Here is a 24,001-nt window from a genome sequence, read left to right on the forward strand (position 1 = left end):
ATTAACACCGTTTGAATTTCATGAACGGTTATTAGCCGCATAAAAATATTGCCCGGTACAAACCGGGCAACACAAAAATTTTATTTTTTTCATTGTCTACTTGACGGGTAGCACACCAAAAGCCTGTACAGGTCTCTTTTTTAAATCAATAATCCTCCTCGATCACCTGAAAATCCAGATAATCAAAATCAATCTGCTCGATAAAATTATCCTGATAAAAGCGGGTTCTGGCATGGCGGATAAACTCCTGTTTATTTTTATCCAGCCATATAGGCTTTTCCAGATCAAACTGATAGCAGGCCTGTTCCAGGCTGTCATAAACTTTGGCGGTCCTGGACATTTTCATATCATAATTCTCAATGACTGTATCTTTAAGCATCCGGTTTTTCTTAAACAGCTTGCACCATATTCTCATGGGAAATCTCCTTAATTCTTAAATATAGTAATATTGACCGGTGACACATTTCAGTCTGTTCAGACAGAATCTACGTTGCGAAGATAATCTTCATTATAAAAGAAATTACAGTGAATTACAATGAAAATTCCCGGAAGACGTACATTTTATAAACAAGTGACATATAAAAATATTGTCTAACACTTTAGTTCTGTGCTATAATCAAGCTTGTTGCACGTGACAAATATTTGACAAACAATAAATGATACACATAACAGTTCTGTGAGGCGTTGTCCTGACAGAATCTGTCCCACAGGAATAATAATAGAAATGTAACAACAGCTTGTGGAAGTGAGAGGAGATATCATGGTAGTAAAAAATGTTTTAGATATGATTGGAAACACTCCTCTGGTCGATTTAAGTCCGACCATGGGGTGCCAGATTTACGCGAAGGCCGAATTCTTAAACCTTGGCGGAAGCATTAAAGACCGTGTTGCCAAAAATATGATCGAAGCGGCCGAAAAAGAAGGAAAACTGAAAAAAGGCATGACCATTGTGGAGCCGACCTCCGGTAATACCGGTATTGGTCTTGCGCTCTGCGGCATCCGTATGGGCTATAAGGTAATCATCGTTATGCCGGAAAATATGAGTGAGGAGAGAAAGAAAATCATCCGTGCCCTGGGTGCGGAATTGGTACTCACCCCGGCAAAGTTAAGCCTTGACGGCTGTGTGGCGGAGGCCAACCGGATCGTGGCACAGTCTGACGACTACTTTATGCCGCAGCAGTTTGAGAATCCGCACAACCCGGAGATTCATTATCTGACCACTGCTCCGGAAATTTATGAAGATCTGAATGGAAAAGTGGATATTTTTGTCTCCGGCCTCGGCAGCGGCGGAACCCTCCAGGGCATCAGCCAGTATCTCAAAGAGAAGAACCCGAACCTCATTGTCTGTGCCGTAGAACCAAAAAATGTATCCGCTCTTCTCGGCGATGAACCGGGACTGCATCAGATTCAGGGAATCGGCGACGGCTTTATTCCGGAGGTTCTTGACACATCCTTAATTGATGAAGTGGTCACAGTAACCGATGATGACGCTATGAATACCACCAGAGATCTGGCGAGAGTACAGGGACTTCTCTGCGGAACCTCATCCGGCGCCAATATCTGGGCATGTAAGAAAATGGCAGAAAAATACGGCAAGGACAAAATCATCGCCACCGTACTGCCGGACAGAATGGAGCGTTACTTCAGCACCGGACTTCTGTAAGCATCAGGTGCAGATAGTGTGCGACTCGGGGTTGAATAGCAACAAGAAATGTACTGTTTGACAGTGTTTTGCAAGAAAATATTTGCCAAACTGCAATATTAGGTATATAATAGTCCGACAGGCACTGTAAGAAAAAAGATATTTTTCAGACAGTATTTTCATCTAAAAATACAATTTATAGATGTTGATAATTTAGTAACTAACAATATATAGCAGACACAGGAGGATATGAAAAATGGGAAGAGTATATAACTTTTCAGCAGGCCCGGCAGTATTGCCGGAAGAAGTACTGCAGGAAGCTGCAGCAGAGATGATGGATTACAAAGGCTGCGGCATGTCCGTTATGGAGATGAGCCATCGTTCCAAAGAGTTCGATACCATCATCAAAGAAGCAGAACAGGACTTAAGAGATCTCATGAACATTCCGGACAATTACAAAGTATTGTTCTTACAGGGCGGAGCATCTCAGCAGTTCTCTGCCATTCCGATGAACCTGATGAAAAACGGCGTAGCTGATTACATCGTAACCGGTCAGTGGGCAAAGAAAGCATATCAGGAAGCCTGCCGTTACGGCAAGGCAGTGAAAGTTGCGTCCTCTGAGGACAAAACATTTTCCTACATTCCGGATTGTTCCGATCTGCCGATCGACGAGGACGCCGATTATGTATACATCTGTGAGAATAATACCATTTACGGAACAAAATTCAAAAAGCTTCCAAATACCAAAGGCAAACCATTAGTAGCTGACGTTTCCTCCTGTTTCCTGTCCGAACCGGTAGACGTTACAAAATACGGCGTTATCTATGGCGGCGTGCAGAAAAACATCGGCCCGGCCGGCGTGGTGATCGTGATCATCCGCGAAGACTTGATCCGCGATGACGTCATGGAAGGAACACCTACCATGCTCAAATATAAAACACAGGCAGACGCTGATTCCCTGTACAACACACCGCCATGCTACGGCATCTACATCTGCGGCAAAGTCTTCAAATGGATCAAAAAACAGGGCGGCCTCGAGGCAATGAAAGAACGCAACGAGAAAAAGGCAAAAATCCTTTACGATTTCCTTGACCAGAGCAAGCTTTTCAAAGGAACCGTCGTAAAAGAAGATCGTTCCCTCATGAACGTACCGTTCGTTACCGGCGACAAAGACATGGACGCTAAATTCATCGCCGAGGCAACAGCTGCAGGCTTCGTGAACCTGAAAGGCCACAGAACTGTCGGCGGTATGCGTGCATCTATCTACAATGCAATGCCAATCGAAGGCGTGCAGAAACTTGTAGAATTCATGGAGAAATTCGAGAAAGAGAACGCATAAAACCATTCCGCCACAGGCAGATACTTTTTTAAAATAATGACTGTCATGAGCATCTGCATGACAGTTGCTAAAAATGCATAAAAACCTGACATTTATGTCAAATATAAAACAGACAGAGCCAAAAAGCCGCGCATCAAACACGTGCCAGAAGGTTCTGTCTGTTTTTTTGTGAAGGGAAGGAGAGTTGTACAAGAAGATTCTTCGTGCCAAAGGTGTCAGCGCCAGCGCAAAAATCAAATAAAAAGATAAGCAGCCCGGCGGGATTCTTTCCGCCGGGTTTTACTTTGCCAGCAGCTTTTCAGTGGCTAGCACAGCCCCACAGATAAAATCCGCCAGAGTATTTACCACGAAAAGTCTTGTGTAAGGCAGGTCGGCGGCGCAGTGTTCCGACGCCTCTCCGACGATACCGGTCAGAGATAAATTGCCCACTGGCGGCAGCGGCCGGCAGATTCCTTTGCCGGGAGAAATGGGAGCGCGGGAAAGGGAAATACAGCCGATTTTTTCTGCAGGGCCCACGGCGGCGTCTATGACCAGAAGGAAGGGATGGGCGTAATTTTCTTGGAGGGCAGAAATGGTGGAGAGAAGATTGACAGCGTGGACAGGGTGCTGCAATGTTCCGTTAACCGGATGGCGGTAGCCGCGTTCCAGAAGTTTGGTGCCCACCAGCGGCCCCAGACAGTCACCAGTGATCTTATCGGTGCCGATGCAGAGGGTGATCAGCGTGGCGCTGCGCGCCTTCCGGCAGGTGATTTCCCGGGCCAGCTCCTGCGCCAGAAAAGACTGTTGTACATTTTCTGAGTCATGTGCGGCGTCAGGTAGAAAATACTGCGGTGACTGCGGTACCTTTTTAAAAAACATGATTTTTCCTCCCTTCGGTTCCCGTGAAACATTTCTATCAAAAAGATTTGACGTCATGAAGAGGATTTAAACATTTTTTTGCGTAAAAATGAAAGAAAAATACGAAATCTTTCGACAGAAAACGGAGAGCAAAGCGAAACAGAAGTGCTATGATGATTCCACAAAAATAAAGATCACAAGGAGAATCGGCACCTGTCAGTTTTGTCGGATGTGGAAAGACTCCCGCCTCTACAGGCGGTGAGAATAATACATCGATATCAGTGACAGCAGAATCTCCCAATTATAATAGAAAGGCGGAAAAATCATGGCAAATGAACAGAAAATCAAAAATAATCCAGAGCAGCAGACAAGGGCTTTGCCTAAAAATTTCAGACAGATTGGAGATCCGGGGACAAAGAAAATTTATATGGAAGATTATGTATATACATATTTGAATAAATTAGCGCAGCCAGGTAATTTATATGCCCGGGGAGCAATTCTCTTTGGCAATATCTATCAGACCTCAGTGGGACAGTGTTTGTTCATCAGCGGAGCAGCGGCCTGTCAGAACTTTGAATTCGATCTGGAAGAAAGTGTGTTTACAGAAGAAAACTGGAGTGAGATTTATCGTATCCGGGATAATTTCTTTCCGGAGATGGAAATCGTGGGCTGGTTTCTGTCGAGGATGGGATTTTCCGTGGAACTCAACGATAAAATCATACGGACACATATGGATAATTTCAGCGGAGAAAATAAAGTGCTGTACATGATAGACGCCCTGGAAAATGAAGATGCCTTTTATCAGTTTGAAAATTATTCCCTTAAAAAACAGAGAGGATATTACATTTATTATGAAACCAATCAGGAAATGAAAAATTACATGCTGGCGGAGGGCGAAACAGAACACAGTCCGGAGGACAAGCGAAAATCAGCTACGATTCTGAGGGACTCTTCTGTAGTAAGAAATTATAAAAAAGCAATGAAGCAAAAAAAATCCCTGCATAAAAAGACGGCACCAAAGTTTGGCCCCGCTTCTCTGGCCGGTGTTTTGGTGATGATTATGGTGCTTTTCTATGGCGTGCGTTCGGTTCAGCAGTTCAGGCAGGAAGAGAATGCGGAAGCAGTCTTTCAACAGCAGACGCTGGAAAATCAAAAAGCAGATAACAGTACGGAGGCAAGTTCTACGGAGACAGCGCGGGAGACTGGAAATAAAGCGGATTCGGAGGAGGCTTCTTCTGCGTCTGTTTCTGCCGGAAACAGCTCCGTCCAGGATGAATCCTCAACAGAGGCAATATCATCTGCAGGGACAACGGAAAATTTTGCAGGAAACAGTACAGAAACCAGGGGAAGAAGCGAGAGTCGCAGGGAAAGTGAAACGGACAATGGTATGGTGGACACAGACAGTGCAGGAGGAGGTGTGACAGAAGGAAGCAGTAGTGCGGAGGATGATCGGGAGACCAATGCGGATATTTTTACACAGGAGGAACCAGATGATGTGACTGAATCCTGGAGTTACATTGGCAATCAGTATACCGTTCGCCAGGGGGATACGCTGGCGGGAATATCTATGAAAATTTATCAGTCCTATGATTATATTGATGCGCTGGCGGAGGCGAATCAGATAGAAAATCTGGATGAAATATATCCCGGTCAGGTGTTGAAGATTCCACCCATGGAAGACTGATGCCGAAAAATGATGGCGAAATGTCAAGTTGACGAAAAACTGAATGCAGTGTACACTAGCTCTATGGCTACTGTTCATGGAAAAACGGCCGGTGGTATTATTTAATGCGAAAATATACACTGGAAGGAAGTACATGTACGACAAATAAGTAAAGAGAGTGAACATATGGCAAAGAACATTTATAATTTTGAAATTTTCACCAACAAGAAAGATCAACTGCGTAAAATACATAAAAGACAGAAACAAAAAGAATGGGCCCGGAGAATTTTTCTTGTGATAATTATTCTTTTCGTTGTTCTTATACTATATATGCTTAATAACAGCAGGTGCGAGTACTATATATATAAAGAAGAAACGGAAACAGAGAACAATGATAATGTACAGTATGAACCTTTTGCCAATGGATATATCAAATACGGCCAGAATGGTATCGAGTATCAGCGGAACTTTGGAGTGGCGGAATGGAATATACCGGTCTCTTTCCAGAATCCATTTCTTGTAAAGGCTGAACCGTATATACTTCTGGCGGATAAGGGCGGCAATACACTGATGCTCTTTGATGTAAATGGTCAGGTGAAAGATTTTACAGTGCGATATCCGGTGATACAAGCTGGCGTGTCAGAGAAAGGAACGATAGAAGTGATTCTGCAGGGAGAAGGCAGTAATCTTATCCAGATGTATGATGTGGAGGGCAATCTGGTGGCGGATATGCGGTCTTCTGTGGATGAGACAGGATATCCTCTGACGGCAGCAATTTCGCCGGATGGTTCCAAACTGGTTGTGAGTTATCTGGCCATCGATGGAATGAGTTCAAAGACAACAGTTGCTTTTTATGATTTCAGCAGACAGCTGCAGACAGAAGGAATGAGTCTCGCCGGAGGTTTTGATTATGAAGATTTTCTCATAGCCAGACTTCATTTTATTGACAATAATACTCTTGTTGCGGTTGGAGAATCAGCTACTTATTATTATGATGTTTCCGGAGAACCGGAGATGAAAAAGGAAATTACCTTCGAACAGAGTATCGAGAGTATCTTTTTGGGAGAAAAATGTATAGGGTATGTGCTGGACAATTCAGAGAACCCCGATGAAGGCAGGTATCGAATTTGTCTTTATAATAAATCCGGTGGTAAAAAGCTGGATACAGACATTGATATGAATTATGATTCCATAGAAATGCAAGGGAAACAGATTATTGCTGTTCAGAATAATGAATGTACTATTATTAATACCAGAGGTAAGATTCTGTTTCAGGATGAATTGGATGGAAATGCCATTGAAGCGATACTTCCTATGGGCGGATGGAGAACCTATCAGGTGGTTTTTCAGGATAAGATAGCGAAGATGCAGCTGCGCTTCTGGGGAAGCGATGCAGAAAATGAGCAGGAGGAATCTCAGGAATGAGATTCCTCTCAGACTGTAGACAAAGTTGGTGCTGGAGCCTAGCTCCAGCACCGCTCTTTTTGCCAAAATACAAATTCCCATATTTTTTTATAAAGGATAAAAAAGAATCCTGATTTTTTGTCCTTTATTTCCCTTGCATCCAGAATCTTTGCCAGCTTTTTCAGATTCATGCACGCAAAGGTCAGCCCGGCTTTCATTTTCATCCGGGCGTTCCCGATATATTGTGTATATCGAAATCCATGCTGTTCTTTTGCACTTCCGAACAATCTCTCAATGGTTTCTTTTCTCAACATGTAAATTTCTTTATTCCCCAAAGTATGACGGATGTCCTCACTGGTTTCCAGATACTCTTCCCAGATATGCCGGTTGATCACTTTCTCATGTTCTTTACTTTCCGTGCATTTGGAAAGATAGGGACAGTTTTTACAGATGCTTTTATCACTCTTGTATTCTTTGTAACCATCCCGGTTTGTTGTCCGATAAGTAAGGATCTGATCCGCCGGACAGATATAGCAGTCATAGTACTCATCATAGACATACTCATATTTCTTGAAGAATCCATCTTTTGTCATGGGCCTTTTATACGGAAACAAAGGCTGTATCCCGTCTTTTATCAATTCTCTGGCAATTGCCGGAGTCTTGTATCCGGCATCTAATACCATCATCTCCATATCCAGATCTTTTACTTTGTCATACAAAGGCTTCCATGTCCTGCTGTCATGTTCATTCCCCGGATGTACAGTATAGCCCAAGATCCACCCGTGCCTGTCACATGCAGTCTCTATGCTGTATGCAAAAACATGCTTATGTTCGCCTTTTCGGAACCAGCCGCTTTCCGGATCTGAAGTACTGCATTTCTGCGTCTTGGCTCCTTCCGGGATTTCGTCTGAAGGACTGCTTTCACCAGAAGTGCCGCCGCCCGCTGTGGGAGGTGTATTCGAATCATCCTTTTTTTCTTTTAAAGGTTTCTTTCCATGATTTTTACGGTCTTCATTGATTTCTTTCTTTAACTCTTCTTCATACCACAGAGCCTCTTGAGATGCGATCCTCTTTCTCATTTTTTTGCTGTTAGCACAGGCTTTTACATGGGTAGAATCTACAAACACAGTGGATGTATCTACCAGATGGAATTTCATGCATTGTTCAAGAATATGGGAAAAGATCTGTTCAAACAGATCCGTATCCTTAAAACGGCGGGTATAATTCTTTCCAAAAGTAGAAAAGTGGGGAACCGAGTCCAGCATATCCAGACCGAGAAACCAACGATAAGCTACGTTCACTTCGATTTCTTTTATCGTCTGGCGCATACTTTTAATCCCATAGAGATACTGGATAAAAGGGATTTTGACCAGCATCACCGGATCTATGCTCGGTCTTCCGTTATCCGCACAATACTTGTCTTCTACAAGATCATAAATAAAGTTCCAGTCAATTGCCCGCTCGATCTTTCGGAGCATATGATCCTTTGGCACCATGTCCTCCATGCTGAACATCATCATTTGTTCTCTTTTTTTATCGGTATCTCTTGTCATCATAAGCGGAACCTCCTTATAGGATAATTATACCATGTGCAGGGAGTGTACCGCTTAACTTTAGAGTTGATAAGTAAGGAATTTTTTTGTATCTAAAACCGGAAGAATTATTGAAATGTTGATAACTGCAATAGAAAAGCCCCGGTGTAAACCGGGGACTTTGTCTACAGTCTGGGACCCGGCATTTGCCGGGTCTTTTTTGTCTGTATAAGATTTTACGAAAATGTACTACAAACGTAAAGTAATTAATGAAATTATAGAAAAAATATGATATAGTATAGAAAATTAGCTGTCGATAGTGACATTTACTGTCAAATCTCACAATTGGCAGCGGGAGGGTACACCATAAAGATTATTTTTATGTGTAAAGGAGGAGGATTTATGAAAAAATATGCAAAGGGACTCACTCTTGGCGCGATTGCTTTTGCTATGGCGGCGGGAATACATTTCCAGGCAGACGCGGCTGTGGCAGCACCGAACATTTCTCTGAAAGAGCAGACCGGCAGCAGTCAGAGCGTGACATCGTGGACGTTCCGGTATGCGGATTTACAGCCGGGGCAGACGCTGTACTTTAATGTATACGGGAACAACGATCCTAAGAAAAGCGAGACCGGCCGCTGGGCGAAGGATTCCGACAACGGCAAGGAGAGTTTCTACGGTTATCACAACGATGAAGGAAGTGCCAGTGCCAAAGATACCGAGTATACCATCGGTAACGGCGACTTAAAGCCGGGCCGCAAGACGGTGGTCGCGTATCTGTTCGACGAGAAAGGCTATGATGCTGCATGGGATGCCTATTATGCGGGAACCATCAGTGCTGTGCCGCAGAGAGCGGATTATTTCAGTCCGGCGTCCAATGCCATCTCCATCGATGTGACCATGGAAGCCTATGTTTCTACCAGCATCAAGAAAAAGTCCATCACTCTGGATATGAGCGAGAACAGAGCGACCGGTTATCAGATTTACCGCAAGGTGGGCAAAAAGTTTAAGAAGATAGCCACCGTAGCAGGAGATGTCTACAAAGATACCGGCCTTGACGCCAACACCTGGTACACTTACAAAGTACGGCCGTATTATAAAGACCCGGATACCGGCGCCATCGTATACGGCAAGGACACAACTTTGAAGCGGATCACCAAGGGCGCTTCCATGAAACTCAAGGCAGAAATCAAGAAAAACAAAAAAGTGAAGCTGTCCTGGAAAAAGGTAAAGGGAGCCTCCGGTTATGAGATTTACCGTTCCAACGGCGGTTCCGACACCACAGAGATTTCAGAAGGAAGAGGAAATTCTTATGGTTCCTACACTCTTTTGAAGACTCTTGGCAAAAAGAAGAAGAAATTTACCGATAAAAAAGCTCAGGCCAATGAAAAGTATACATATATTGTCCGGGCAATTCTGCCGAAGGACAAAAAGGTAAAAGATGATTCTGATATCATCATAGAGGAAAATGCATGCGTAGATCTGGCTTTTGGTATGCCGACTTTCACCAGCACCTATAACAATGCCTACGGCGATGAGACGGCAGAATGGCGGAAAGTATACGGTGTTGACGGATATATCATCAAGAAATACGTGGAAGTCTATAACGCCGACGGAACCCGCAATGACGACAAGTCAGACTGGGTGGAGATCGGACGTCTGGGCAAGAACGCCACTAAATATACATTCAAGGCAGAAATGGTGAAAAGAGGCGACGGTACTTATGATACTTCCACCGAGTACAGAATCTGTGCCTACAAGGGCAATACAGTCAGCCAGCCTCGTACCGTTGAAACCAAGAAGAGTCTGGGTCTGGTCGGCTCCGTGTCCGCAAGAAATGTTGGAAACGGCGTGCAGGTATCCTGGTCTCCGGTATCCGGCGCAGCCTACTACCAGGTATATCGTGTGAGAGCCGGCTCTCTGGTCAAGGATAAAGATCTGGGCGGCTATGCCAATAATTATGGAGAGATGGTCACTGAATATGTGGGCGCTCAGGCTCCGGTGGCGGTCAATGTGGCAGCAGTCAACGCGGCGGTTGGCACGGAAAACGCAGTCATTGATCATAAGCTGGATACGTCAAAGACCTATTATTATAGAAACTATCAGTATGCCCGCGATCAGTTTACCGGTACCTCCATGATTGACTATACCTATGACATGTATCCTGGCGGTTATTATGAGTCGGCGTGGGATGCCAATGGAAAACCGACAGCCTTTAAGACATCATATTTTACAGAGTCAGAAGACGCCATCCAGGACGGACCGGAAGACGGCGTATCCTACCAGTATTATGTCATCGCCTATGCGGCTGATGCGGACACAGAGACAGTTCCTCCGACGCCGTCCTTTGTACCGGGAACCACAAAAGCATCCGCAGTGACTCTGCCATCCTTTAAGGAATACAATCAGCGGACACTGGGCTGCAAGACCGTCGGTTCCGTGAACTTCGCTTCCACAGCGAAAACCGGCAAGGCAGTCATTAAGTCCGTAAAAGCCGGCGCTAAAAAGACAGCAGTCATCAAGATCAAGAAAAAAGTAAGCGGAGCTTCCGAGTATAAGATTTACCGTTCCACCAAGAAGAAAGGTAAATATCTCTGCGTCGGAACCACCAAGAAGCTTACCTTCAAGGACAAAGGACTTACCGCAGGCAAAACCTACTATTATAAGGTGAAAGCTGTGGCAAAGAACGCTTCCAACGCCGATGTGGATTCCGCATTCTCCAAAGTGAAGAGCGTGCGAATACGATAACATCCGGGAGATAACACCCAAAGCGAAAACTAACGCCTGGAGTGAAAGAACAACATCTGAAGCGAAAACTAACACCTGAAGTGAAAAAGAAAATGACTGTCCGGTACCCTCGCAGTCAGAAAACACGATAACTTAAAATACCAGTATGGCCGGCAGACAGACCAGCAAAGATCTGTTCCCATTTCCGGAAAGATACACACGGAACCGGCTGTCGGCAAATGCTTGAGAACCGGAATGGCCGCTGGATATCCAGCTGCTGTTCCGGTTTTTTGTGTGCGCCGGCATATTTTTGTCCGGCACTTTTCTTTATCCGGGATAGTATTTGTCCGATGCATTTTTGTCTCCAGTGCATGTTTTGTCTGAAAAAGATGTTTTTGAATTTTTTTCAGATATGTATGGCGAAATATATGAAAATGTCAAAAAAATGTGTTATATTGTAAAAAATGTATTAATAAAAATATATTCATGAAAAAATGTGGTAATAAAAAATGTGAGGGGAGAGAAAAGCAATGTCATCGTATGGAGATAGCCTCAGAAAATATATCAAAGAAAATGGAATGTCAGTCAGAAAATTGTCTATTGAGACAGAAATCAACCGCACCCTTCTGCAGAAGTATCTGTCCGGGGAACGGCTGCCAAAAAACCTGGAAGAAGTCAATCACATTTCCCGTTGCCTGATGCTTTCGCCGGCAAAGCAGGAGAACCTGATCGAATGTTATAACAGAAGCCGTTACGGAGAAAAAAGATACGAGGGATTTTTGATGATCCGGGATATGTTAAAGGGACTGACAAACTTCCGGATGCACCCGGTGGCACAAAGAGAGAGCGGCGGCAATGACTGGAATGACAATGCTGGCTGGGACGGCGGTGCTGAAATAAAAGAAAGTTATGTCTGTATGGGAGCGCTGGAAGTGGAAAATGCCCTGCGGTATATTCTGAAAAAACAGTCCCGCACCGGGCAGCCATGGAAGCTGCAGCTGATCGCTCAGCCGGAGGCGGGCAACCTTTCCAGAATCATCTTGTCTGCCTGCACCGGACAAAACGTGGAAGTAGAGCAGATTATCTGTCTGGACGAAGAGACCACGGAGGGAAACCAGAACATCAAAACTGTATATAATCTTCTTCCGATGCTCTTTGGCAGCCTACGCTACCAGAGCCTGTTCTATTATGATAAAAAAGACGCCCACATCAACTCCATGAGTCTTCTGCCGATCCTTATACTGGCAGAGGACATCGTCATGATCTGTAGTTATAAAATGGATGAAGCGCTTGTCTTTTGTAATACGGAAAGCGTCAATTTCTGCCGCCGGCAATATCAGCAGATGAAACAGCGTACCAGCCTGCTGACCCCTTGTTTCAGGGATGATGTCACAGAATGGATGAGCTTCCTTCAGAACTTCATGACCGACCTGTCCGTGGCGGAAATCTGCATCGGTTCCATTCCCTGCGTCACCTATTCCCTGGATGAAAGCATCCTCAGGGAAATCCTGTGCCTGGGTGAAGAGGGGAACCAGTGCCTTATGGACGTCTTTGCCAAAAACAGAGGAACCTTCCTGCAGGCATCCGACAAAAAGGCTCCCATCAATATTTTTGAGGAAAGCGGGCTGCGCCGCTTCATGGAAACAGGACGTTCCGACGAGTATCCGGACGACTGGTACACTCCGATTTCTCCGGCCAGCCGTCTGCGCATGCTGGAAGCCATGATTGCCATGGCGGAAAACGGATACATGGACTATGTCATGGTCAGTCCGGAAAATCTTTCCCTGGATCCGAATCTTTTAATCTACGTCAATGAAAACGTAGTCTTCCAGTACCACCAGGATAACCAGTTGAGCCAGTACTTCAGCATCAACGAGCGGGGCGTCCGCCAGAGCTTCCGGGAATTCGTCGGCTTCGCCCAGGAAAATGGCTGGCTGTATGACACCGCAGCCACAACCGGGCGCATGAAAGAAATCCTGGCGGAATACAGGGAGAAATTTTAAAACCGTATAGGTGAAACATAAGAACAAATTAACGTTTCGCACAGTTTCGGGAAGGGACAGACAATGTGGTTTGCAGAGAAGTATGTGGACGCCGACTGGAATGCGGCGAAAGAGTTTCAGAGACGGAAGGGCATAAAAGAAGGGATCAGGGCAGGTAAGAAAGAAATGGCTTTAAATTTATTAAAAAATGGTGTTGCACCTGACATTATCGCAGTCTCCGCAAATGTACCTGTTGAGACCGTGGAACAGTGGGCACAGCAGAGTAAGATATTTGTGGAAAAATAAAATCGTATGATGCCAGGACAAAAGGCTTGCTTGCAGGGAGATTTCTGACTTTAGGAACCCGGGTATCATATATATCTCCTATGAATAAGAGAAAGTGCGGGTAGTATCCGAATATTACTATTTTGTGGTGATATTCGGATATTTTTATATTTTGAAATGATATTATAATGCAAAAATGAAATAAAGTTTTGTCACACTTTCTGTCACAAATTGTGCATAATTTCAGGTAAAGGTATAATTACAGTAAATCCTGTCTCAAATATTCAACTGAATCGCAGACAGAAAATGAAGTTTCAGACAGCAGGACGACGCAAAATATCTGCCTGCAAAACTGCATACAAACCGACAAAAACAGACAGCGCAGGCTGTCCCCTGTGTGATTATGCAACCGCATCTCCCCATCGATGCCCGGCAGATAGAATCCGTTGATTCCTTCTGCCCAGACCCGGTGGGGAGATCTTTTGTTTTACGGGCTATGGGACATAACATATACCACATGGCATATGACATAGGACAGACATGGGACGCATATATAGTATGCGGCCTGTCTCTGAACTTCCGGCTGTCTGCATGAGTATGATACAGGAACGGCGCCCGGCAGGCACCGGAGAGAAACGACGAAGATTAATTCAAAAATTGATGCATTTATGAAGCAGAAAGGGGAAGAAGAGGATGAAAAAATGGATGATAATGTTTTTATGGATGCTGGCAGTGCCGGTGATGATGCTGGCAGCTGGGATGAAAGTGGAGGCGGAGACGTCGGGAGATTGGGAGTATGAGATGGTATATGATTCAACATACTCTGAATATATGGCAAGAATAACAGGATATTTCGGCTCGGAAACAGTATTGAATGTACCGGATACTGTAGATGAACATACTGTGACTAGTATTGCATCCTGGGCATTTTCAGATTGTGATGATGTAGTTAAGGTAGTGATTCCTGCTACAATAACAGGAAATATTAATGCCAATGCTTTTGGAGGAGCGGTGCAAACCATAGAAGTGTCCGCAGATAATCAAGTCTATTGTTCGGAAAATGGAATTTTGTATGATAAGAAAAAAGAAACATTAGTCTACTGTCCGGCAGATAATAAAACAGAAAATATTACAATACCTTCCACGGTAACGACAATATCAAATTACGCATTCTATTACTGTAGCAATGTAAAAACAATTGAGATTCCAAAGAGTGTGCAGACAATTGGTGCGTTCTACGACTGTACTGGATTTGATGGAAACAATTATTACCTGGTGTTTGATGATACCTTTGGTGATGAAACATCGGTTTTTGACGGAATGAATAATTTATCTGATATTCATGTAGATACGGGAAATACGATATGGTCTTCTGTCGATGGTATTTTATATGATAAAGATAAAACGAATATTATTCTTTGTCCGAGAGCCAAAAGTGGAGAGATCAGTATACCGAATACGGTGACAGAAATTGGAGATTCTGCATTTTCAGGATGTAGTAAGCTGGAAAGTATTACAATTCCCGATAAAATAACAAAGATTGGGAATTCGGTATTTAGAAATTGTAGCAATTTAAAAAAGGTTACATTGCCTGAAAATTTAAAATCAATAGGTTATTTAACGTTTGGTGGATGTAGTAGCTTATCAGAGGTTACATTTCCGGACAGCTTAGAAGAAATTTCTGGCGGAGCTTTTGAGAATTGTATGGGGTTAACTTATGTTAAACTGCCGGAGAAGGTAAAAAATATAGGAAGTCATAAAGAAATAGAAGGAAGTGCTTTTTCTGGATGTGTTAATCTGCAAAACATAGATGTGGATAGTGCCAATACTTCTTTCTCATCAAAAGACGGCATCGTTTATGACAAAGAGGGAACCATCTTATATTTGTGTCCAGAAGGAAAGACAGGTACAGTCAATGTTCCGGATGGGGTTACCCAGATTCCGGGATTCTATGAGTGCGGCAAGTTGACAAAAATTATCCTTCCAACCAGTATTACAAAAATAGATGAATATACATTTTATAATTGTAAAAGCCTGAATACAATCACGATTCCAAGCAGTGTCAAAAGCATCGGTGTATTATCTTTCTGCGGTTGCACCAGTTTGTTGGAAGTGACTGTGCCGGACAGTGTAAAAACGATTGGGATAGAAGCTTTTGGATATTGGGACGAACCAGTTATGGGAAATGCGGTTGACAGACATAAGATGGAAAACTTTACACTTTGTGGATTTACAGGCTCTGCCGCAGAACAATATGCAAAAGATAATGATATTCCATTTACAGTCATTACTGAACTTCCGGAAGAAGGGGATAAACCATCCACAAAGCCAGAAGAAACACCAGGAACAGAAAATAATACAACACAATCAGCCGCTCCAACGGAGAAATCCTCATCTGTAAATAAAGGAATCTCATCTGTGGGTGCAGCTTCTGCGACAATCAAAACTTCAAAAATCAGCCTCTCCGGCCTCTCCAATAAGATCGCCGCAGGCAAAAAGGTTCAGTTGACCGTTACATTCACTCCGTCAAATGTTTCTAACAAAAATGTTATCTGGACTTCCAGCAATCCGAAGGTTGCCACTGTCAATCAAAACGGTGTCGTTACATTTAAGAAGAAATCCGCTGGTAAATCAATCGTCATCACTGCAACAGCGGCCGACGGCAGCGGTACAAAAGCGGTCTTCAAGCTGAAATCCGTGAAAGGTGTAGTAAAGAAAGTCGCTATCTCAGGAGCAAAGAAACGAACAGTAAAAGCCGGAAAGGCATTAAAGCTGAAAGCGAAAGTCACAGCGACGAAAGGTGCCAACAAGAAGCTTCAGTGGACAAGCAGCAATACAAAATACGCCACAGTATCCGCTTCCGGTAAGGTGAAAACGAAGAAAGCAGGGAAAGGTAAGACGGTGAAGATTACAGCCATGGCGACCGATGGAAGCGGAAAGAAGCAGGTAGTGAAGGTGAAGATAAAATAGTTGTGCATGTTTGTTTTGGAAAGAAAACATTTTGAGTGAAAGAAAAAAACTGGATAAAAAATAGTAGAAACGACATAAAAAGGAGAAAGACTATGAAATATTTAATAAAATGTATGATGATAATAGGTATTTTAGGCGTATTTGTCGGATTTAAAGCGCAGGTAAATGCAGCAATACAATATGAGACAGAGAATAATGATTCATATGAGAGAGCAGATATTATTACTCCGGGAAATATTATAAAAGGAAATGTTGCCGACGGAGATGAAGACTATTATAGAATTACTGCCTCGGCAAACGGGAAATTAGAACTGACCTTTCAACATAAATATCAGGATTCTAATAGCAGTTGGGAAATCAGTATTTATCAGGATACGGGCACGAAACCATATGTTGAATTGAGTAATCAAGAGATTAGTCTTGAGGACAACGAATCAATTACGTTGCCATTTATCGGAGCAATAAAAAGTGAGACCTATTTTTTGAAAATTCGTGATAAGAGAAATATGGATGGAGAAGAATATACTATTCAAACTTCTTTTACATCATCTGAGTTTTATGAGAAAGAACAGAATGATGACTATTATTCAGCGAATGATATTGTGTTAAATAATAAGTATACAGGAATAATTAATAATGGAGATGACACGGATTATTATAAAATAATTGCACCAGAAGATGGAAAAATTAGTCTGAATTTTCAACATCGGTATAAAGATATTGATAAAAAATGGAATATAAATATCTATCAATATGTAAATGGACAATATAATGAGATGAGCAGTTGGGATATACGTGTAGAAGATAATGAGAATATCAGTTTGCCGTTTGTAGGAGCAGTAAAAAATGGTGTTTACTATTTGAAGGTGAGTGGTCGAGCTGTAGTAGGTGAATCCTACACAATACAAACGGCGTTTGATTTATCAGACATTTATGAAAAAGAGCCGAATGACGATTATTACTCTGCAACCAATATCAGTCTAAATAAAAATTATAGTGGAAATCTTAACGATGGGAATGATAAAGATTACTATCATTTTGTTGCTCCTGCATCAGGAACATTATGTTTGGATTTTCAACATACATATAAAGATGACAGAGATGGCTGGTATATCAATGTATATAATTATATAGAAGGAGAATATAAAGAGGTTGACGGTATAGAAGTCAGACAAAATGATGCAAATATTATTAAGTCCCTTGAAATCCAGGTAGTAAAAGGAAGAAAATATTATATTATAGTTGAAGACAATGGAGGATTTTTTATTGCAGATGATGTCGTAGGAAAAGAATATTTTGTCAATGTATATATGAAACCCAAAAAAGTAAAAGTATCAAAAATCCAATTATCCTGTTCTTCGAAAAAAATTGCTGCAGGCAACAAGGTTCGGATTAAAGCATCGATTTCCCCATCTAATGCTACGAATAAGGGGATTACCTGGTCTTCCAGTAATTCAAAGGTGGCAAAAGTGAATCAAAAAGGTGTGGTTACATTTAAAAAGAATTCCGGAGGAAAATCTGTTATTATTACAGCAACGGCTTCCGACGGCAGTGGTGCAAAAGCGTCAATCAAATTGAAATCTATGCGTGGAAAAGTGAAGAAAATTATTATAAAAGGTAAGAAGAAAGTAAAGGCGGGAAAGAGCTGTAAATTGAGAGCCAAGGTAAAAGCAACCCAAGGAGCAAATACGCGAATAAAATGGAGCAGCAGTAATACGAAATATGCCACTGTATCTTCATCCGGAAAAGTGAAAGCAAAGAAAGTCGGAAAAGGAAAAATAGTAAAGATTACAGCCAGAGCGACTGATGGAAGCGGCAAGACAAAGACAGTGAAAATCAAAATTAAGTGATTTTGAATCAAAAAAGTAGAGAATGAATGTGGGCGGGCGTTAGCCATAAAATGTCATAGATTAAGATGTCATGTTCTGGTGAATGATGGAAAAGGAAGAAGGGGAACATATGGAGAGAAAAAAGAATTGGATGCTTATTTTGGCAGGAGCAGTATTTATTTTGATGATTTCTGTACTGTATTCAAAAGATGTGAGTGCGAGTGCGGGAAGTCGTCAGGATGCCGTGAATTGGGTATATGCGCAAGAAGGTAAGTCTTTGGACTATGATCATGCATATGGGGCGCAGTGTGTTGATCTAATTAAATACTATTATGATTATTTTGGTCAGGCCGGCTATGCAAAAGGAAATGCAAATGAATATGTGAGCAACGCTCTTCCAGAAGGATGGACAAGAATACAGAAAACTTCTGGGTTTATTCCTGAACCTGGTGATATTGCTGTGTGGGGAGCAGATTTGAATTCTTCTGGTACTGGACATGTCGCGATTGTTCTTTCCGCCAATGAAAATTCTTTTGTATCAATGGATCAGAATTGGCCGTCAGGAAGTGCGTGCAAGCAAGTAACACATACCTATAATAAATTTTGGGGAGTTATCAGGCCAGATTTTGATGAGTCATCAATATCTGTGGAGTCACCGGTTGATGTGGGAACGAACTTTTATGCATATATCATTAATACAGCAACATGGCTACATGCTACCAATGATGATTCTGGTAATGTGAGTGCACGTAACACGAGTTATGAATCAAATCAAATCTGGTATTTTGAACGGCAAAATGATGGAAGTTATAAAATAACATCCTGCAAGGACGGCAGATGTATGGAAGTCCATAATTTTGAAACAGCAAATGGGACCAATGTAGAGATGAATAACTGGAGTGATAACTCGGCACAAAGATGGTTCATTTATGGCAACTCTGGACAATATAAATTCAGAGCAGCCTGTGGTAACAACGTTCTTGATTTGACAGGAGGTTCTCAGTCAGCGACAGATGGAACCAATCTTGAAATGTGGGAGAAAAATGGAACAGATGCACAGGATTTTTCCATTTGGGTATTGGAAAAACCAGAATTGGGTGTTGCAAATGCAGAGGTTGCTTCCTATGGGGATGATGCGGGAAATAATATTAAAATTACTTGGAACAACTGTGATAACAATACAGGATATGATGTGCGTATTTTTGATGAAGCAGGAGAAAATGTGCTATATACATATTGGAATGTACAAGGAACAAGTTATGTGGCAAGCATCCCTGCTGGGACATATCAAGTCCAGGTGACAGCTTTAAATAATAAGTTTAATATCTGGAAAGACGGGACAAAGAAAACATTCAGATGCAGTAATAATTTGGGAACAAACTTTTACGCATATATAATTAATACGGCAACGTGGTTGCATGCCACCAATGATTCTGGCAACGTGAGCGCATGTAATACGAGCTATCAAGCAGATCAAATTTGGTATTTTGAAAGGCAAAGTGACGGAAGTTATAAAATAACCTCTTGCAAAGATGGGAGATGTATGGAAGTTCATAACTTTGAAACAGCAAATGGAACAAATGTTGAGATGAATAACTGGAGTAACAATTCGGCGCAAAAGTGGTTTATTTATGGTAATTCCGGACACTATAAATTCAGAGCAGCTTGTGGCAGTAATATGTTAGATTTGATTGGCGGTTCGCAATCAGCGGCGGATGGAAGCAATCTTGGAATGTGGGAAGAAAATGAGACAGATGCGCAGGATTTTTCCATTTGGATATTAGAAGGTATAAAGGGAACACTCATCAATGCAGAAATGACCTTGGGAAAAGAAGAGTGTAGCTATGACGGGAAGGCGAAAACACCGGATATTACTATTATGATGGGTACCGATACATTGACAGAAAATGTTGATTATACTCTTACGTTTAGTGATAATGTGAATGCTGGAACGGCAACAGTGACGGCGACAGGAAAAGGCTCTTACACAGGACAGTGTACAAAACAGTTTACTATCAATAAGGCGGAGCAGAAACTTTCTGCATATCTGTCATCTGATACCATAAAAGAAGGCGATACAGAAAAAATAAACATATCTGCGCAGGGCACTGTAATATTCTCTTCTGATAATGAAGATATAGCAAAAGTGAGCGAAGACGGAGTGATTACGGCAACCGGATTCGGCAAAACGATAATTACCATAAAAGCAAAGGCAGAACAAAATTATAAAGAAGCGACAATAACAGTAGTGGTAAATGTTGAGCATGCCTATAATTCGGGAGTGATTTTAGAAGAAGCAAACTGTATACAAGAGGGAGAGAAACTTTTTACCTGTTCCCAGTGCGGACAAACTTATACAAAGACTATTCCTGTCAATGCCGATGCCCATAACTGGTCTGATTCCATTACATATTTATGGGAAGATGGAAAATGTACGGCAGAAAGGATTTGTCGTTATAATTCTGCTCATAAAATTACAGCAGCTCTTTCAATTATCGAGAAAAGAAAAGACGCTTCCTGCACAGAGAACGGGGAAATAGTATACACAGCTTCCGGGGCATTTAATGATGGCATAAAAGCCATGGATACAAAGATTATTACGCTGGAAGCTCTAGGACATGATTATCAGGACATAGTGACAAAACCAGCTTGCAGCAAAGATGGTTATACGACTCATACTTGTTCACGATGCGGCAATTATTATATAGATACAATTATTCCGGCCACGGGGCATACATATGGAGAACCTGTTTTTGATGTAGAAAGAAAAGAGGCAATTTTTACCTGTGACACCTGCGGTGATACACAGATGATAGAAGCGAAAATGAAATCTGAAATAGAACAAGAAGCAACGTGTACGGAGAAAGGGCGTATTATCTATTATATCAGTGTTGAATTTAATGGTTCAGTATATTATGACCAGGGTCAGATGGAGACAGATAAAATACCGCATACGCCACTGATATTACCAGGGACAACAGCTAAGTGTACGAAAGACGGTTTGACTGAGGGGGCTATTTGTGAGGTTTGTGGAACAATGCTTTCGGAACAAACAATAATCCCTGCAACAGGACATAAAAATGTTGAAATACGGAATAAGGTGGAAGCAACGGAAGAAAAAGAAGGATATAGCGGAGATACATATTGTAAAGATTGTGGAATGAAACTTTCTTTCGGGGAAATTATTCCTAAAAAAATAGTGGTGCAAAAGAAGAAAAATTCTGTTTCAGATTCTGGCGGTTCAGAACAGGAATTTGAGTTTGTAAAAACTGGGGATTTAGTGCTTGCTGGCCTCTCCAACAAGATAGCCGCAGGCAAAAAAATTCAGCTGACTGTCACATTTACTCCGTCAAACGCTTCCAATCAAAATGTTGTCTGGACTTCCAGCAATCCAAAAGTTGCCACCGTCAATCAAAATGGTGTTGTTACCTTCAAGAAGAAATCTGCCGGCAAGTCTGTCATTATCACAGCAATGGCGGCCGACGGCAGTGGAGCGAAAGCAGTCTTCAAACTGAAATCCATGAAGGGCGTGGTAAAGAAAGTCGCTATCTCAGGAGCAAAGAAAAGAACAGTCAAAGCCGGAAAAGCATTAAAGCTGAAAGCGAAAGTCACAGCGACAAAAGGGGCCAACAAGAAGCTTCAGTGGACAAGCAGCAACACAAAATACGCCACGGTATCCGCTTCCGGTAAGGTGAAGACGAAGAAAGCCGGAAAAGGTAAGACGGTGAAGATTACGGCCATGGCGACCGATGGAAGCGGAAAGAAGCAGGTGGTGAAGGTGAGGATAAAATAAAGATTTAGTATGTGCACTCTGTACTTTCCACAGTACAGGGTGCATTTTGTCCGCCCATCACATATTGATTTTCGGAAAGATTAAGTAATAAAAATACCTATAAACAAATAAATAACATAAATTTACAATATTGTAAAAAATATCTTGATTTGTATAGCAAAATTCGATATACTATAACAAAAGAATGCAGACTTGAGATGCATTGTTATGAATCAATTTGAGATAATACAAAGGATAATCTCTAATCTGTTTTTGGAAGCGGTAGGACACGACAGAGTATTTCTGCTGAGATTTCTTATGGAGAAGATGGACCAGCAGGACAGGGAGGTGCAGGTGATGTGGTTTGCTGAGAAGTATGTGGATGCCGACTGGAATGCAGCGAAGGAGTTTCAGAGACGGAAAGGCATAAAGGAAGGGAAGAAAGAGATGGCCTTGGAATTATTAAAGAAAGGCATTACACCTGATATAATCGCAGCGTCAGCAGACGTATCTGTTGATACTGTGGAACAGTGGGCACAGCAGAATAAGAAATCTGTGAGTACAGAGAGTAAAAAAAGATTATAACTTTGAGAAATTCTTGATAAAAGAAAAGAAGCACAAACGATATCCGAACATTACTTTTATAGAGTGATATTCGGATGTTTTACATTATGAAACGATATATTGGTGCAAAAATAAGGTGAAATTGTGTCACACTTTTTGTCATATATTGTGTGTGGTTTTTAAAAGAAGTATAATATACACAATGAATGACATAGTTGGTGTCATTCCATTGGGCAAATGATACAAAATATTTTTGGCTTGTTTTAAGAAATACTATCTGTTTTCTGAGGAAAATGCCACAAAAAAGTACAGAAAATGTAATGGTACATATCTGCTGACGATTACAGTTATCATTTAAGGAAGTCGCTATGATGTTTCAGATGCCCTGATAACCAAAAATCATGTAAATGAAAGGAGAAGACTATGAGAAAATGTTTTGTAACAGCGGCATGCCTGTGCATGCTGGCAATCCCTGTTTACGGCGCAAATGTGGACGCTGCGTCTGTTCCGTGGGATTCTGCGATTGGATTAAATGGAGTTGTTGGAATTGGTTCAACGATGACGGTGCCAGCGCGTGAATGGCATTATGATGAGGAAACAGGAGATAGTTATTACACTGGTGGCGTAGCTTATTATCAGCTTAATGTTACAGCAGGCCAAAGCTACTATATTGATTCAAAGGATATTGAAGGCATTGATTTTTACGATTCCACAGGATATTCCAGCTCTGATGAGAATTATTATGCAGTAAAAAATGAAACTATCTACATTCGTCTGGATAATTATAGCGAGGAAGAGGCGGCACAGGCTACCGTGAAATCCGGACAGACTTTTACGGGAAACGTAACTAAATCTGATGGCATGGGCGATAATGTATATTATTATACTCCTTCTCTGTCAGGACAGTACACGTTTAAGATTACATCTTCCGATGAAGATGCAGATCCAAGTCTTTCCATTGGAATGATGAAGAGAGATTATTTTACCAGCCTGAAATCAAAAGATTGTAAATGGGTATCCAGCTATGGGTATCAGGAAGTAACGGCGAATCTTCAGGCAGGAATCTGTTATGCGATCAGTGCGGATGTGGAGACATACACTCCGTATACGCTGACTTTGACCCAGAAACCTTCCGTTCCGGTATCCGGCGTGACGGCAAAAAAAGCAGTTTCCAAAAAAACCAAGAAAGCAGTGATCACATGGAAGAAGGCTTCTGGTGTGAACGGTTATGAAGTTACCTATTCTTTAAAGAAAAACTTTAAGAAGGCGAAGACTGTCAATGTTTCTGCGAAAAAAGCGAAAGTGACTTTAAAGAAACTAAAAAAAGGAAGGAAATACTTTGTAAAGATCAGAGCCTATAAAAATGTGGAGGGTGCCCGTTACTATGGTGCTTACAGCAAGGTTCTTAAAGTAAAGGTAAAATAATCAGGATGAGAATTTCGCGGGAAAGGAGAT

General features: G+C 42.0%; 15 protein-coding genes. 12 read left to right on the top strand and 3 right to left on the bottom strand.

Annotation, left to right across the window (positions count from 1 at the left end; genetic code table 11):
* Positions 1-145 precede the first annotated feature (145 nt).
* The gene (locus tag B5E53_RS16085) at positions 146-415 is read right to left on the bottom strand and encodes a hypothetical protein (RefSeq protein ID WP_087316866.1); all 270 of its coding nucleotides are present in this window, start codon (positions 413-415) and stop codon (positions 146-148) included.
* A gap of 345 nt (positions 416-760) precedes the next feature.
* Here B5E53_RS16085 and cysK point away from each other — a divergent pair, with 345 nt between their 5' ends.
* Both cysK and serC read left to right on the top strand, forming a co-directional pair.
* On the top strand, positions 761-1,663 hold the full coding sequence (gene cysK, locus B5E53_RS16090) for a cysteine synthase A (RefSeq protein WP_087316868.1): 903 nt from the start codon (positions 761-763) through the stop codon (positions 1,661-1,663).
* Positions 1,664-1,898: 235 nt separating this feature from the next.
* Entirely contained in the window at positions 1,899-2,981 is a 1,083-nt protein-coding gene (serC, locus tag B5E53_RS16095; RefSeq protein ID WP_087316870.1) for a 3-phosphoserine/phosphohydroxythreonine transaminase, read from the top strand.
* A gap of 279 nt (positions 2,982-3,260) precedes the next feature.
* Here the strand turns inward: serC and yyaC are convergent, their stop codons facing one another.
* Positions 3,261-3,839 carry a spore protease YyaC gene (yyaC, locus tag B5E53_RS16100; RefSeq protein WP_162611951.1) on the bottom strand — a complete coding sequence of 193 codons (579 nt, stop codon included), beginning with the start codon at positions 3,837-3,839 and terminating at the stop codon, positions 3,261-3,263.
* 304 nt (positions 3,840-4,143) lie between these two features.
* Between yyaC and B5E53_RS16105 the strand changes: the two genes are divergently transcribed.
* Together B5E53_RS16105 and B5E53_RS16110 are read left to right on the top strand one after the other, a co-directional pair.
* Entirely contained in the window at positions 4,144-5,502 is a 1,359-nt protein-coding gene (locus B5E53_RS16105; RefSeq protein ID WP_087316874.1) for a LysM domain-containing protein, read from the top strand.
* Positions 5,503-5,775: 273 nt separating this feature from the next.
* The gene (locus tag B5E53_RS16110) at positions 5,776-6,906 is read left to right on the top strand and encodes a DUF5711 family protein (protein ID WP_140401519.1); all 1,131 of its coding nucleotides are present in this window, start codon (positions 5,776-5,778) and stop codon (positions 6,904-6,906) included.
* Between the two features lie 38 nt (positions 6,907-6,944).
* On the opposite strand, the gene B5E53_RS16115 is transcribed toward B5E53_RS16110, so the two are convergent.
* Positions 6,945-8,441, bottom strand: coding sequence for an IS1182 family transposase (locus tag B5E53_RS16115; protein WP_204245538.1), 1,497 nt, complete (start codon positions 8,439-8,441; stop codon positions 6,945-6,947).
* Between the two features lie 378 nt (positions 8,442-8,819).
* On the opposite strand from B5E53_RS16115, the gene B5E53_RS16120 reads away from it, so the two are divergent.
* The 8 genes from B5E53_RS16120 (at position 8,820) to B5E53_RS16155 (ending at position 23,971) form a co-directional block, all read left to right on the top strand.
* The gene (locus B5E53_RS16120) at positions 8,820-11,165 is read left to right on the top strand and encodes a hypothetical protein (RefSeq protein ID WP_087316878.1); all 2,346 of its coding nucleotides are present in this window, start codon (positions 8,820-8,822) and stop codon (positions 11,163-11,165) included.
* 572 nt (positions 11,166-11,737) lie between these two features.
* Positions 11,738-13,147 carry a hypothetical protein gene (locus B5E53_RS16125; protein WP_162611952.1) on the top strand — a complete coding sequence of 470 codons (1,410 nt, stop codon included), beginning with the start codon at positions 11,738-11,740 and terminating at the stop codon, positions 13,145-13,147.
* A 63-nt stretch (positions 13,148-13,210) separates the two neighbouring features.
* On the top strand, positions 13,211-13,432 hold the full coding sequence (locus B5E53_RS16130; RefSeq protein ID WP_087316882.1) for a hypothetical protein: 222 nt from the start codon (positions 13,211-13,213) through the stop codon (positions 13,430-13,432).
* 672 nt (positions 13,433-14,104) lie between these two features.
* Entirely contained in the window at positions 14,105-16,381 is a 2,277-nt protein-coding gene (locus B5E53_RS16135; protein ID WP_087316884.1) for a leucine-rich repeat protein, read from the top strand.
* A gap of 92 nt (positions 16,382-16,473) precedes the next feature.
* Entirely contained in the window at positions 16,474-18,231 is a 1,758-nt protein-coding gene (locus B5E53_RS16140; protein WP_087316886.1) for an Ig-like domain-containing protein, read from the top strand.
* An 82-nt stretch (positions 18,232-18,313) separates the two neighbouring features.
* Complete coding sequence (locus tag B5E53_RS16145; protein WP_087316888.1) at positions 18,314-22,003, top strand: RICIN domain-containing protein; 3,690 nt, start codon at positions 18,314-18,316, stop codon at positions 22,001-22,003.
* Between the two features lie 297 nt (positions 22,004-22,300).
* Entirely contained in the window at positions 22,301-22,567 is a 267-nt protein-coding gene (locus B5E53_RS16150) for a hypothetical protein (RefSeq protein WP_140401520.1), read from the top strand.
* Between the two features lie 402 nt (positions 22,568-22,969).
* On the top strand, positions 22,970-23,971 hold the full coding sequence (locus B5E53_RS16155; RefSeq protein ID WP_087316892.1) for a fibronectin type III domain-containing protein: 1,002 nt from the start codon (positions 22,970-22,972) through the stop codon (positions 23,969-23,971).
* The last annotated feature ends 30 nt before the right edge of the window (positions 23,972-24,001 follow it).

Source organism: Eubacterium sp. An11 (assembly GCF_002161065.1).
GTDB classification, from domain to species: domain Bacteria; phylum Bacillota; class Clostridia; order Lachnospirales; family Lachnospiraceae; genus Anaerobutyricum; species Anaerobutyricum faecale.

Coding starts and splice junctions, on each gene's coding strand:
- B5E53_RS16085 (WP_087316866.1), bottom strand. CDS start 415: ATGAGAATATGGTGCAAGCTGTTTAAGAAAAACCGGATGCTTAAAGAT.
- cysK (WP_087316868.1), top strand. CDS start 761: ATGGTAGTAAAAAATGTTTTAGATATGATTGGAAACACTCCTCTGGTC.
- serC (WP_087316870.1), top strand. CDS start 1,899: ATGGGAAGAGTATATAACTTTTCAGCAGGCCCGGCAGTATTGCCGGAA.
- yyaC (WP_162611951.1), bottom strand. CDS start 3,839: ATGTTTTTTAAAAAGGTACCGCAGTCACCGCAGTATTTTCTACCTGAC.
- B5E53_RS16105 (WP_087316874.1), top strand. CDS start 4,144: ATGGCAAATGAACAGAAAATCAAAAATAATCCAGAGCAGCAGACAAGG.
- B5E53_RS16115 (WP_204245538.1), bottom strand. CDS start 8,441: ATGATGACAAGAGATACCGATAAAAAAAGAGAACAAATGATGATGTTC.
- B5E53_RS16120 (WP_087316878.1), top strand. CDS start 8,820: ATGAAAAAATATGCAAAGGGACTCACTCTTGGCGCGATTGCTTTTGCT.
- B5E53_RS16130 (WP_087316882.1), top strand. CDS start 13,211: ATGTGGTTTGCAGAGAAGTATGTGGACGCCGACTGGAATGCGGCGAAA.
- B5E53_RS16135 (WP_087316884.1), top strand. CDS start 14,105: ATGAAAAAATGGATGATAATGTTTTTATGGATGCTGGCAGTGCCGGTG.
- B5E53_RS16140 (WP_087316886.1), top strand. CDS start 16,474: ATGAAATATTTAATAAAATGTATGATGATAATAGGTATTTTAGGCGTA.
- B5E53_RS16145 (WP_087316888.1), top strand. CDS start 18,314: ATGATGGAAAAGGAAGAAGGGGAACATATGGAGAGAAAAAAGAATTGG.
- B5E53_RS16150 (WP_140401520.1), top strand. CDS start 22,301: ATGGAGAAGATGGACCAGCAGGACAGGGAGGTGCAGGTGATGTGGTTT.
- B5E53_RS16155 (WP_087316892.1), top strand. CDS start 22,970: ATGAGAAAATGTTTTGTAACAGCGGCATGCCTGTGCATGCTGGCAATC.